This window comes from uncultured Shewanella sp. (assembly GCF_947501665.1).
In the GTDB taxonomy this organism is placed as follows: Bacteria; Pseudomonadota; Gammaproteobacteria; order Enterobacterales; family Shewanellaceae; genus Shewanella.
This window is the reverse complement of record NZ_CANMWS010000018.1, coordinates 1-12,949: the sequence shown is the minus strand read 5'-3', so window position 1 is coordinate 12,949 and position 12,949 is coordinate 1. Positions and strand designations below refer to the sequence as shown.

At 39.9% G+C, this 12,949-nt stretch carries 9 protein-coding genes and 1 pseudogene; all 10 read right to left on the bottom strand.

Annotation, left to right across the window (positions count from 1 at the left end; all coding sequences use genetic code 11):
* Positions 1-11: 11 nt before the first annotated feature.
* Positions 12-1,340 carry a DUF3131 domain-containing protein gene (locus tag Q0976_RS14645; RefSeq protein WP_299494606.1) on the bottom strand — a complete coding sequence of 443 codons (1,329 nt, stop codon included), beginning with the start codon at positions 1,338-1,340 and terminating at the stop codon, positions 12-14.
* Positions 1,327-3,165 carry a cellulose synthase catalytic subunit gene (locus Q0976_RS14640; RefSeq protein WP_299494605.1) on the bottom strand — a complete coding sequence of 613 codons (1,839 nt, stop codon included), beginning with the start codon at positions 3,163-3,165 and terminating at the stop codon, positions 1,327-1,329. The genes Q0976_RS14645 and Q0976_RS14640 overlap by 14 nt, the downstream gene beginning before the upstream one ends.
* 1 nt (position 3,166) lies before the next feature.
* Positions 3,167-4,882 carry a glycoside hydrolase family 9 protein gene (locus tag Q0976_RS14635; protein ID WP_299494604.1) on the bottom strand — a complete coding sequence of 572 codons (1,716 nt, stop codon included), beginning with the start codon at positions 4,880-4,882 and terminating at the stop codon, positions 3,167-3,169.
* Positions 4,879-7,086 carry a sugar-binding domain-containing protein gene (locus tag Q0976_RS14630; protein ID WP_299494603.1) on the bottom strand — a complete coding sequence of 736 codons (2,208 nt, stop codon included), beginning with the start codon at positions 7,084-7,086 and terminating at the stop codon, positions 4,879-4,881. Before Q0976_RS14630 ends, Q0976_RS14635 begins: the two co-directional genes overlap by 4 nt.
* Positions 7,083-7,550, bottom strand: coding sequence for an ATP-binding protein (locus Q0976_RS14625; RefSeq protein WP_299494602.1), 468 nt, complete (start codon positions 7,548-7,550; stop codon positions 7,083-7,085). Before Q0976_RS14625 ends, Q0976_RS14630 begins: the two co-directional genes overlap by 4 nt.
* Before the next feature lie 32 nt (positions 7,551-7,582).
* On the bottom strand, positions 7,583-8,758 hold the full coding sequence (locus Q0976_RS14620) for an NDP-sugar synthase (protein ID WP_299494601.1): 1,176 nt from the start codon (positions 8,756-8,758) through the stop codon (positions 7,583-7,585).
* 8 nt (positions 8,759-8,766) lie between these two features.
* A complete protein-coding gene (locus tag Q0976_RS14615; protein WP_299494600.1) occupies positions 8,767-9,096 on the bottom strand; it encodes an STAS domain-containing protein in 330 nt (109 codons plus the stop codon).
* The gene (locus tag Q0976_RS14610; RefSeq protein ID WP_299494599.1) at positions 9,048-10,307 is read right to left on the bottom strand and encodes a SpoIIE family protein phosphatase; all 1,260 of its coding nucleotides are present in this window, start codon (positions 10,305-10,307) and stop codon (positions 9,048-9,050) included. The genes Q0976_RS14615 and Q0976_RS14610 overlap by 49 nt, the downstream gene beginning before the upstream one ends.
* A gap of 429 nt (positions 10,308-10,736) precedes the next feature.
* Positions 10,737-11,473 (bottom strand): annotated as a pseudogene (locus Q0976_RS14605) (IS5 family transposase).
* Positions 11,474-11,606: 133 nt separating this feature from the next.
* On the bottom strand, positions 11,607-12,949 hold a 1,343-nt coding region (locus tag Q0976_RS14600; RefSeq protein ID WP_299494598.1), incomplete at its 5' end, for a calcium-binding protein.

Below are 12,949 nucleotides of genomic sequence, written 5' to 3'. Positions count from 1 at the left end.
ATACTCCCAGTTCAAAGCTGCGTATCGGCACCAATGTTTAACAACGCCCCATTTTGCATATAAGCCAGAGATTCTAATACAATGCCGTTAGTGTTAGCGGTAATAGCCGTATTGGTTTTACCGTCCCGCTCGTACTGCCCAGAATACCAACCTTTACTTTGATCAAATAAGGTATCAACACCTTGAATAAGCTTGGATGTGTAAGGTGTGTCATACAACGCATACCAGCCAAAAGCGGCTTTAGTTGACAAGGTTTTTAATTGAGAGGCATCTGCACCAGTATCCGTAATCGCATTCCACTCCTTGCCATCAGAAAACACCGTGTTATAGACAAAATATGGAGGTTGATCGATATTATCCTCACTGACTGCGGTTAAAATACCGAGACGATCAAAACGATTTTTTTGCGCTTTATACACTCGATAAGCAAAAATACGTGAAATACTGTCAGAGCCAAATTCAATTCCATCTAAGATATAAGATTCACTGACCACATAGTTATGAGCATGGTACTTAGCGGGATCGCGATTATCCGTTGGTATTTCAACGCCATCAATGGTAATTAATTTTAAAAAGTCGGCGTACCTCAAGGCATTAAACACATCACGTCCCATTAAAGCCAATGCTTTTGCCGCATACTCTTCATAACCAATACGACCCTCTTGCACTAAATCAAATCCACTTCCCGCTTTTTTAGGCCTTGAACCAAACAAATAGCCATCAATATTCATGGCCTCGACTTTCCAATGCTCTAAGACTTTATTCACTTGTTTATTAAAATTAGGGTACTTCCAAATCAAAATATTAAAAGGCACCAAAATGCGCCCCACATCTATCGCAGACCAGCCAATACCATCAGGTGCATCTTGGTTGGTATAATCCACCATGGCTAACGTTTGAGTATTGTAGGCTTTATTAGGCAGCACATTTTCCACCAACGGCAACCGTGCTAAAGTCACTAATGCCTTTTCCATACGTAAATCAAATTCTGTTTGCGTAATCACATTCAATTGCTGTGCAGAAATAAGCGCCATCAAGTACGAAGCCGTATCCCACATTGTGGTTGACGGATAGCCGTCTACAGAATTAACTAACCCAGTATTATCTTGATAATTATTCTCGAAATATTGCCATGCGGTTTTTGCCCACACATATTCTTCATCGGTCAACATTCTTGCTTCTCGAAAAGGAATAGGCTCAGTGGCTTTAAAACTCAAATTACCTAATACTTGGTTATAGCTGCGATTTTCAATAGAAAATGCCAGCACCAACGCCGTCGCTAACCCCGCAATAAACACAAAATGATGGCGTGCTTTGACCCAAGAGCTACTCGATTCCATAATCTAATTCCTCTCCTTGATTAGTGCTAGGTGACCAAAAAGCAGAGGCAATCATGCCCCACATCGCCATCATATTGTTTAACGTCCAAAAACTATTAAATATCAAACCGCCCAATGAGTAATCACCAAAAAAGCCACTGTAATAGGCGTACCAAGCAAATGCCATACTGAATAAACTTAAAAAGAACACCAGAAGTTGCGGGATCACTAAATGTAAAAACACCCCTTGCTGCCGATCTTTTGGCGTGGTTGGAAAACTGATTTTTTTACCTCTTAATACCGTCCAAAGTGCCCGTATATTCACTGGAAAAAAAGAGAGAAAATTCGTTTTACCTTGATATCCCGAGATCCCCCATGTCCCCACCATCATGGCTAACTCTGCCGTTAACACAAACGGAATAAAATGCATGTAAAAAGTCACATCATATGCACTAACAGGGGCAATACTGGTAAGAAAATAAATAATGGGACAAGCAAGAAAAATAACATTCCAAATAGCAGATAAATTTGACCAAAAGCTGGCTCCATACATTAATTTTTGCTTAAAACTCATTCCCTTTTTTAATAACGGGTTATCATTCATAAAAATATCAATTGAACCACCGGAATACTTAAAACGTTGTACAGTCCAACTTTGTAAATCTTGGGGCGATAACATTTTACTCTCGACTTCAGGGTGTTGAACCGAACGCCAGTTCCTTTCTGTATCACCATGAAGGATAATAGAAGTGTATATATCTTCAGACACATGAAATTTATAAGGGGTAAATTCAGTATCTAAAATAATTTCTTGCCGTAAGCCAGAGGACACCTCTTCATCAACCTGCTTTTCTTTGGTGAGTTTACGAATTTGTTTTTCAATCGCTTCATGCTCTAAGCTAATTTGATGACTGTAACTGCGAAGCGCAGCTTCCATCACGGCCTCACGACGATGAATGGACCCCGCACCACAACAAAAAGACGCATTCACCCAGTTACGTCTACGTTGGATCACGTCATAGAACATTTGTGGATCATTCACAAAAGGATCTCGGCCTAGGGTCACCGGACCATAAAACTTTTCAACCAAACGTCCAAACCAAGAAAAAGGTCTGCCTAAACGCCGCTTTAGCCAGTCTGGCAGTCTTTCTCCAGCCGGTAAATCAAAAAACCATTGGGGTGTTTGCACCCAAGCCACATCGGGATCACGAAAATAACCCAAAGTGTGTTCTAAAATCGTAGGGAAAGGACGGGTATCAGCATCACAAATAACAATAAAATCACCGTATGTTTGCTCCAGTGCATTACGAAGATTTCCCGCCTTATAACCCACATTATTTTCTCGAGTAATATATTCCACTTCCATCTCTTGGGCCAATTGGGCCATCTCAGATCTTTTCCCATCATCGAGAATAAAAATTTTAATTTCAATTTCATGAGGATATTGAATATTCAATGCATCTTGAATGCTTAGTTTTACCAGCTCTGGCTCTTCATCATATGTTGGAAACATCACATCGATACAAAGCGGCCTGTCCTCTGTAGGATCATTAACGCACTCCCCAATACTGCTGGGAGCAGGACTTTTAGGCTCATCTTTCGTTTTCCATAAGTTAAATACAAATAAAACCGAGCCTATAAATGCACAGGATTCAGCAAACACTAAAGGCAAAGAAAACCACATGGCATCATAGTTAAGCGCAAAGCCCCAACGCCAGACGAGATACCATATACCTAAGGTGATATTACAGGTGGCTAAATACTGATATAGTAACTCTCTAAAATGACTGTGTTTAACGGGATCTGGCGGCGTTCTATTTTCAAACTCATTAAAATAAAAATCCATTTCATCTCTCCCTTTTCCCCTGCTTTAGTGCCGCAGATTGTGCTGCTAATAAACCAATTAAACTGGCGTTATAATCAATCGCAAACTCATTGACCGCGTAAGATTTTTCATGATCCACATAGCTCAACATACCGAGCCCTTTGGGTGCAATTCCCGCTTGCGCATGCTCATTCGGTCCCCCCACCAAAAAACCCGGAATATGCACCCCGCTCGCATTTTGATAGAGATGATGAATATTCTTCACCGAACGACTGCCAAACCCTGTCACAAACGATAAATTGAACGCATTGGCCCCAAGTAAATAATCCAGTTGTGATTGACTGTATCGCCCATATTGAGCGTGAGTATTGCTCAGCTGTGATGACCAAGCCAATAGCAGTCCCACCTCTGCAACCATTTTATTGGACCCCCAAATAAAACGATCATTGGCGACAAAAAATGGCTGTGATTGGGCTACCTGCGCATATTGAGCGGCTTTGGCATGTAAATCCCTTTGCAACAATTTAAAGGCTGACTCTTGAGTGAGAATAAGATGCCAAATACCCATTAGTGCCGGATTTTTCCATTCAAAAATATCTAAGTATTCTGATGAATATAGGCTTAAGAAAGTCTGTTTGTATTGTGTTTCTTTGGTGGCTAGATACAGTTCAGCTAACGCCCATAACCTATCATCTACATCAGTTAATAAGCTGGTTTCGGTGTCATGCTCATTACTGATATAAGGACCGGATCCACTGTCATCCTCTTTTTTCCAATCCGTGAATTGCTTAGGCGTCATCGCTAAAAATGTCCATGCCTTTATCGCCGCGTTCAAGTAACGTTTCGCCAATTTCGGTTCAAAGGGCCTATAGATGCGACTTGCAAAAGCCAGCGTCGCAGCAAACTTTGCCGTATCAGGGCTACTCACACCAAAAATATAACGCAATTGAATATCATTCCAAGGTGCTATCACCTTAGGCCAATGCTTTCCAGATACTTTTCTATACACCGCACCATCCGAGCGCTGCATTTTCTCTAACCAAGTCAGTCCAATTTTTGCTTCTTGCAAAATATAGGGCAATGCCTCTTTTTGTAACATTTCTGGTTGAAAAAAGTCTGTTGTGAATAATTGTGGCGCCTGTCGGTAGGCCTCCAATAAATGCGCTACCGTAATCGTTGTTGTGGCGACATATTTCCCAAAATCTCCCGCATCGTACCAACCCCCATTCACATCTATCCAAGTATTTTTTTTATTCACCTTATCAGTGCGAAAAATAAGCGCATCATGTGTATGACTTGGAGGACGGGACATACCTGTTTCTCTATCTTCAATTTCAACACCACAGCGTTGTAAATATAATGCTCGAATAAGACGGTACAGTAATGGATGATAGACATCATCATTAATATGAAATGGCGCAGAGAGTTGTCTTCCTGCTTTAAATCGGTACCAACCTGGCTCCTCCAACTGACTGAAATCGATAGTGGATACGGTTTGTTTTTTCCCTAAAATGACGGAATTTATATTAACCGGATATTGCTTCACTTTACCGGTATGCATATTCATTAAGCTGACATTATCAGCCTTAGCATCAATCCAGTAAGCACGTTTTAACGCCAGTAATGGGTAACCTAACTGATTAACCACAAGATGGCTTTCGACAGTTTGTTCTTTCCCCGAAGCGGTAATTGATAATAAACTAAGACACAATAGAAGCAACAACCCTTTAATTTTCATATTAATTCTTGCTCCAATTGTTTAGTATTGTACTCATTAATAGACAATACTTTTCCGGAAGGATCCTTCACGATAAGAGAAAAATTCTCCATATTGAACCGAGAAACAGGTAGATTAATCCGAGTGAGATCATTGGGTTTAATGTCCACATTAACTTGTATCAGTACCGTGTCACTTGTTTCGTCAACTAACCATAAAGAAGCATTGTGGTATCGAATGCGGCTATCATTGACTAAAGCGACAACCAGCAACGGGTGATGGTTATTCGGCAGGGCTTCAACCACAGGAAGTAAGATTTGGTAAGCTTGTTTGAGAGTATCAAAACCTTTTTTAGGCCGACGTTTGTAATCTAACACAGACCAAGTGATTGAAGGCCAGCTATCGACAAACATAAACTGATAAATCGCGGCAATATCTTTTTTCCGGCGTAACCGTAAACTTTCGCTGGCATATTTAATTGAACGGGCTTGGTAAGCTTGAGAATGCTGAACAAATTCTTGTAAACTATTACCCATCGATACTTTGGCAATATTTAACGTTTGTTCCGGTTGATAGTTATGATATTTAAGTAAGTTAATATCCTCAAATGTCAATGGCCAAGAAATGAAATCAGCCCCATTTAAAGCAGTCATATTTTTTGTTGATTTAGCCAGAATTTTTCTCATTAAAGACACACTGGGTAACGCTTGAGCACCAAATTCACTCACAATGGGTGCAAGCGGTTTAGTGCGGTAAAACTGATAACGTCCCCAATACCATCCAAACCAAGGGTGCTCTCTTGTAAAAGAAGCCTTTCTCACAATCCGTGCATCTTGTGTTTTCAATAGTTGTCGATAAACCGCTTCTGTTAACGTTTTATTATGATTAGCTTGGTAATTTTTATACTGATGCGCCATCCAAGCTGCATCCCAAGGCGGTTCATTATGGCCACACCAAAATGCAATAGAGGCATGATTGTACAACATATCGGTCATGACTTTAGTCTGCCGCACCGCCTCTTTAGTAAAATAGGGCTCATCTAAATAACCCCATTGCAAAGGAAAGTCTTGCCAAATGATAAGCCCATGACGATCGGCTAATTGATAAAAGGCTTTACCTGCTACATGAGCATGTACTCTGACACTATTAATGTTCGCTTCTTGCATCAGCAGTATATCATTTTCATAATCCTCTACCGCCATTTCACCTAACCATTGACTGGCAATATAATTGGTTCCACGAATAAAATACGCTTCACCATTTACATAGAATGTTGCATTTTTTTCATCAAATTCAAACTGCCTAAAACCAATCTCCACTTTTTTAAAATCAGACACTTTGTCTAACCCAAACAGCTCATCAATAACCGCCACAGTCACTTTTAACGAATAGATTGTTGGATGCCCCCAGTCCCAAGGCCACCATAATTCACGGGGTTTTTCAGGTAATGTCCATTGAATTTCTTGACGGTCTTGTGTCATATTCACCACAGTACTGTGTTTACTATCAAGGGTATTATTAGCCATATTCATTAAATGAAAATCGACTCTGATTTGCCCTCTAAAATAACTGTCAAGCTCAACTGTTGCGCTACCGCCTGTATGACGTTTTTTTAAATCAATAATGCTCGGAGTCACTTTAAAACTCGATATGGCAACCGGCCCCGTAGACACTAAATTAACATTTCCCCAGATCCCGCCTGAATTTCTATCTTGTCCTGCTGAAGACCAAGCACTGCCTGGACGAGTATCATGATGACTCAATACCCCTTTGATGAGTGTTTTATTAAGTGACCAATCTTCACCATTTTCTTCTATTGGACTTGTGACCTTCACATCGATTTGATTTACTCCGGGGATCACCGCTTGAGTTATTTCTGTTTTAAAAGGTGAAAAATAACCATTATGTTGTGCCAATAATTTACCATTAACACTTAAATCAGCACTGTAGTCGATAGCATCAAACACCAACCATAAACGCTCATGAAGATTAATGGTGTCAACCAATAATTCACGATTATAAAAAGCCACACCATGATGATCTATTCCTAAACTAGACCAATTACTTGGCACCGGTATTTTAGTGGTAATAAACGGGGATGAAGGCGACATGGAATACTCAAAATGCCAAGCACCATTTAAAGATTGCTCACTGGTTTGCCAAACTGGCGGCAAACAGCACCCTAAACAAAAGATGAGTGAAACAGTGAGGATTGCGGCTTTCATTTACTCAATTCACTATGTTGTTGAGTATGACGAAATAAGGTTAAGGTATTTCGGCCAATTGCGGTCATATACTCAGTTTTATCAGTAAGTTCCTGTACAATTCTCAATCCCCTATTACTCACAGTCCATGTGTCAGGATCCTCTGGGTCAGGAACGACAAAATCTTCCTCTAATTTATTTGATAATAAATCTGACGGCATTGCTGTACCATAATCTGAAATTTTAACCACTAATGTTGGCTTTCCATTTTCACAATAAGACTCAACTTCAACCTTATCTCCTTCAACACTGTGATACGAATGTTCAAAAACATTATTCACAATTTCAACTAAACATAATTCCATTTGACAAATAAGCTCTTCAGCTAAATTAAGTTCATGCCAAAAGGGAATAATATCAGCTGAAACCGCTCTAGACGTGTCAAGACGACTGGGGTAACTACGATTAAATCCCTTTAATACCATAAGATTACATCCTTTTATTTTACAAACTGACCTTAAGGTTGTTTAACCTGCGATGCAACACCGGCCAACACATCCACACTGCGTTCAATGTTAGAAGTCCACTTGGATATACTTCTATTTTTTAGGGTATGAATATAATCACTACTCTCTATTAATTGGGTATATCCATCGTGCCCCAATAAGTAATCTCCAAACATGGTTTTATTTGCAATATACGCTTCTTCTGCAATATGAATATAATCACAAATGAGTGTATTACTGATTAATGCTTGTGGATCTATCTTACAATTTGCTCCAATAACAGCAGGGCCGACAATTGTTGCTCCATTACCTATTTCACATCCATTACTGATAATAACAGGAGGCGTGATTTGGCATTGCTCAATATCAATAACGGTATTAATTCCCACCCACACGCCAGGAACGACTTGCGTTCCAGGGATCGGATATCCCTTAACCTTTCCTTTTAAAATATCACTGGTCACAGACCAAATATCATGAACTTTTCCCACATCTAACCACTGAAAGTCCATATCCACTGCATAAAAATCAACATTCTTCTCAACGAGTAATGGAAATAAATCACCACCAATATCAAACTCTATATTGGAAGGAATAAAATCGAAAATAGCCGGTTCAAAAATATAAATTCCAGTATTCACTTGAGTCGATAATGCGTCTTCTTTCATGGGTTTTTCTTGAAATTGGGAAACTAAACCATGCTTGTCCGTCACCACGACACCATATTGACTGACATCCTCTAAAGGCACCTCTTTTGTTATAATGGTTGCCAACCCTCCACTTTCCTTATGATGGGTAACGGCTTGTTGTAAATCTAAATCAATCCAAGCATCCCCACAAACCACCAGAAAAGTCGTGTCAAAGAAGCCCGAAAAGTCTTGAACTTTCTTCATTCCGCCGGCTGAACCGAGTGCTTGACAAATGTACTCCCCGTCTTGTTCAATGACTTCATATGAATAAGACAATTGCACATTAAAGTGATGACCATCCCCAAAATAGCTTTCTATATTTTCAGCTAAATGGCTTGTATTGATGACAATTTTATCGATACCATGCTTGGCAAAAAGCTGGATCATTGACTCCATCACCGGTTTACCGAGAATAGGGATCATGGGTTTAGGGATCATATGAGAAATAGGCCTAATGCGTGTTCCTTTTCCTGCAGCCAATATCATTCCTTTCATCATACAATCCTCTATTGAGCAGAAGTGGCATCTTCGACAGTTGCATGACTTAAAATCAACTTGTCGATACGGGTCAACTTGAGTAACTCTTGAACTGACTTTTGTGGATTCACGATACTAATTTTGGTATTACGCAATAATTTGTACACGCCCATCACAGCACCGAGTCCACTGCTATCCATAAAACGCACTTGGCCTAAGTCCAGTACTAAATGCTCTGCTATATTTCCTTTGACTAAATCAATTTCATTTCTAAATGCCGGGGCTAACTTGGCATCAAACCTGTCTTCATTTATTTGAAATACTGTGTATTTGTTTTCTTCAATGAGCTCGTATTGCATGATTCATCTCCTTCTGGGTAACCTTTCCATTCAAAAACCAACACACTCACATCATCATCAAACTGCTCTTTACCTTGCCACTGTCTCACTTCATTAATGACAGTATTCGCTTGTATAGAAGTGGGTTGCTCTTTGATATCAAAAATCAATTCTTTTAATCTCGCCTCAGAAAACTGACGGCTGTCTTTTTCAGCCTCAGTTATCCCATCTGAATAAAGCCAAATTTTATCCCCTGCTGATAACTGTATGGTTCGTGTGGTATATTCTGCGAAATCAAATACACCGACAACAAAGCTATCTTGCTCAACAAAAACCGCTTTATCTTTATGATCTTGTACCCATACTAATGGAGGGTGACCTGCAAAAGCATAAGAGAGTAATCCTGTCTGCGTATTTAAAATGGCATACACCATAGTAAAATAGAGATCGCTTCCCTCTTGGCTCAAATACAATTCATTTAACTGTTGTATGACTTGACACGGTGAGGTGATTTTATAATAAGGGGGCGTATCGATTTTCTGCCTCACTAACGAAGAGCTATCACCACTTACACTAATACTTTGCTGTACCGAGAAGGACATCAGTGCTGAAGAGACACCATGACCCGCCACATCAAATAAATAAATGCCCACATTATTCTCATCGAGTTGCATACACCCCAGCATATCACCACCAATTTGTGCGCTGGGAATAGACACATAATTTAATTCTGCTCTGGCAAAATGGGGATCTGACGGTAATAATCGCTTAATAAACTCACCTGCAGCTTCTAAATCTTGCTTAATCGTTGCATAGGCAGAGTCTAATTCGGTATTTTTAGACACCAGCTCATTATGCAACTTCAATGTTCTAAAGCCGGCTTTTAAGCGTGCGTCGAGTTCTTCAATATCAGTATCTTTAGCAATAAAATCATCTGCACCTGCATTAATGCCTTGAATAATAGAGTCTTGATCATCTCTTGCTGATAACAATACAAAGAAAATATAACGAGAATATAAAGAAGATTTGACTTGCTCACATAGCTCTATGCCATCACATTCAGGCATAATCCAATCACTCAGCACCATTTGAACGTCTGGATGGGCTTTTAATTGAAGTAATGCTTCATTACCATTCATTGCCGTTATGACATGATAACCACGAGAAGTGAGTTTCTTCTGAATGATCATCAATAGGACTTTTGTATCTTCTACCAGTAAAATAGTTTTCATATTATATGTCAGTCCAAGTTATCTTGGTTGACTACGTATAAAATACGAACATCAACACTAATAAATCCTTTTACTGTTGAAATTCTAGTAATGAATTTCTCTTTCAACAAGCTTAGGGGCTCTGAGTAACAAGATTAATCGTACTATTTCACTTCAACAAAGCCATATTTACATCATCAATATTTAGAAATACAAAACAAAGCATCATCGTTATTATGCCTGAATATAGTATTATTTATTGGTATTCAATAAATTCCCTCTTATTTTATATATTGCCTCTTACCACAGATAACACTAAAGTATTAGCTCTTTAGTTTAAAATTCAAACAAAAGAGCTAGTCTAAATAAACCATAAGAAAAAAGGCCAAATTTTAAGCCAATACAAATGAAAAAGTAGGAGTATGGGGATATTCTAGGGGGCGCTGATAATTAAGTTAGCCAAATCATTGATGCCGCTAATTGAAGCGTCCCTAAATAGTGCTTAGCCTTTCTCTGATAACGCGTTGCTATTCTGCGGTATTGTTTTAATTTTTGAAATAATCGTTCGACAAGGTTTCGCTCTTTATATAAATCTGCATCATGAACTCGAGGGGCTTTTCTTCCTCGATGTGAAGGTATAACGGCTACAGCCCCTTTATTTTCAATCACTTCAACAAAATCATCTGAGTCATATCCCCTATCAGCTAAAACATATTCAGGGTGGAAATCTTCAATTAGGGCATTTGCTTGACCGTATTCTGAAGCTTGTCCTGCCGTCACTATAAATCTGATGGGATTACCTAATGCATCTGCTGTGACATGAATTTTTGTCGTTAAACCACCACGAGATTTACCTATTGCGTTAATATCCCGTTCATTTTTTTTGGTACACCATGTTGATGAACTCGAACAATACTCCCGTCAACCTTGATATATTCACTGTCTTTATCTTTTGTTAGAACTTCAAATAGATTGGCCCAGATACCTTTCTTGCACCCCGACTATAGCGCATATAAACACTATTCCAATGACCAAACTCGCTTGGTAAGGCACGCCGCACCTGACTATCCAAAGGACTGCTTCAAGAAAAAGACGATTATCTTTTGCGGTGACCCCACAGTCAGTGACTTTTCCTGGAAGTAATGAATTCGTTGCCATTGTTTATCGCTAATTATTTTACGGGACATATGAATTTCAAAGAGAAAAATTGTATCTTAATCAGATAATCATAGCCAATTGTCAACGCCCCCTCGTCACAACAACAAATGAGACACAGTTAACAGCAAAACACAAAATAATGAAAACAGCACCAAATAGAGATTAGCCTAGTTGATCATCATTAAACGAAATATTGCCTGCATCTAAATCACTCCATATGACAACATCTCCATCTTCGCTTGAAAAAACAAAACCTTGAAGCTGTTCTATATCGACACCTTCAGATTCATATTTTTCTTTTAGATCTTGATCTAACGATTGACTCGATAACATAGAATCCGACTGACTCCAATGATCGCCAGATAAGGTTAAATTCCCACTTCCCACGACTAAGAAATTACTTTCTAATGTCCCTTCGCCCTCATTTTCTAAGGGGGTACCAGCACCTTCTTGGTAAATTTTATCTAATGACAACATAAGTTGTACATCATCAACATCTTCATCAACGATAAAAGCTTCCACATTCTGAATAGCACTTCCAGTCATATCAATTACATTATCTTCTAATTCAGTGACTTCGACTAAGTCAAATCCCTCTCCACCATCATAGCGAAATTCTGAATTGTCCATAGTTCCATTTTCATTATCACCAAAATCACTACGATCAAAAATAAGTGTATCATCACCATCCCCCCCAAAGAGCATGTCTACTCCCGTTCCTCCAACTAACTTATCATCACCACTACCACCATACAGTTCATCAGTGCCACTACCACCATCAAGTACATCATCACCTTCACCAGCAAATAATGAATCATTACCTGACTGCCCTTTTAAACTATCGCTGCCTTCATCCCCAAATAACTGATCGCTCCCGCCGCCACCCAATAACTGATCCGCGCCTTCTGCCCCGTAAAGTTGATCGCTTCCCCCTCCTCCAGATAATTGATCATTCCCCGCTTCGCCAAACAATTGGTCATTACCGCTTCCACCGATAAGTGTATCTTGTCCCTCACCGCCAAAGAGTAAATCATCTCCCCCTCCAGCGCTGAGTTTATCATCGCCTAATCCTCCCTCTAAAAAGTCACTGCCACTACCAGCACTGAGATTATCATTGCCCGCATCCCCACTTAATTGATTATCACCAACCCCCGCATCAAGCACATCATCCCCTTCTCCACCACTAAGTACATCATCGCCCGAGCCAGCAACTAAGCTATCGTGACCACTCCCTCCGAATAATTGGTTATCACCATCACCAGCTTCCAGCACATCATCACCTTCATCACCACTAAGCACATCACTGCCTGCACCGGCAATGAGACTGTCATCACCCAAGCCGCCCGATAATTGGTTATCACCATCACCGGCATCCAGCACATCGTCGCCTTCATCACCACTAAGCACATCACTGCCTGCACCGGCAACGAGACTGTCATCACCCAAGCCGCCCGATAATTGGTTATCACCATCACCGGCATCCAGCACATCGTCGCCTTCATCAC